The sequence below is a fragment of the Leisingera sp. F5 genome, assembly GCF_001593695.1.
The window spans coordinates 1-1,052 of record NZ_LUKH01001404.1 but is presented as its reverse complement, the minus strand read 5'-3'; the positions used below and the strand labels follow the sequence as shown (position 1 = coordinate 1,052).

Sequence of the window (1,052 nt, the reverse complement as noted above, 5' to 3'; positions counted from 1 at the left end):
CGTAATCGCCGGGCCGGGTCCAGGGCTCATCGGCATACATAACGCCATGGTCGTCGAGCCCGGTGTTGAAGAAGAAGTTGATCGCCATCCAGCCCGCGCGCGGCGTCACCCCGTGCTGGGCCAATACACCATTGAAATTGTCCGAACAGTTTGCGTGTCCGGGATAGCCGATGTCGTCATAGTATTTGGCAGCGCAGGCCAAGGCAAAAGCATCGTGACGGCCAACAGTATCCTGCACCACCTCGACCAGCGGCAGCATGTCCTGGTCATAGTATTTTGCGTGCAGCCCCGGCATCGGATATGCATGGCCCATCAGCGTCCGGGTTGTGGTCACGTCCAGCGCATGCTCGATCCCCTTGTCCAGCTTGCGGGCCGCAAAACACTGAAAATCAGTACATTGGCGCCCATCAACATCAAGCACCTGGATGTAGTCGCCAGCCTTCACAAAATAGGCTTCGGCAGTTGCACTTTTGATCCGCAGGTCCAGCACCGGATCAGCCAGCGGATCAGGCAATTCAAACCGCGCGACCTGCTTGATCACTGCCCGCTTAACCATGACCGTCAGCGGTGTCGCTGTGTCCTGCTGTTCAAAGTCCATGATCCCGCCCGGTGCGGCGATGATCACCACACCGTCTCGCTGCGCGGTAAAGCTCTCCTCGGTCTTTGCAGGCGTCGCCGCATCAAACAACCGCACCGCACCGCCCTGCGCCAAGTCGATACCGCGTGCTTCCATCCCCAGCCGCAAGCCGCGCAAGGACTGGTCCGTCGAGGTCAGCAGCGCCTTCAACCCTTCGGCATCGCAGTTGGCTGCCGCGCCGATGACACCCGCATCAATGCGCCCCTTATCCTCAACCGCAACGATTTCGCAGGGCTGACCGCCCTCGTCATTGGTCACCGTCACCGTATCGCCGGTTTCAACCCGGATCAGGATCGCACCGCAACCTTCGACGACGTAACGCTCAGTCCCCTTGGGCAGTGAAAACACCGACGGCTGATACAGTCCGGACGGCTTGGGCGGCCCTTTGACAACTTCAGGGAAGCTCATGTCATTC

Annotated in this window: 1 protein-coding gene; it reads right to left on the bottom strand. The window is 59.9% G+C overall.

Annotated features, from left to right (window positions below; all coding sequences use genetic code 11):
• The coding region (locus tag A2I95_RS41795) for an urea carboxylase-associated family protein (protein ID WP_291738138.1) at positions 1-1,045 on the bottom strand (1,045 nt) is incomplete at its 3' end.
• Positions 1,046-1,052: the final 7 nt, after the last annotated feature.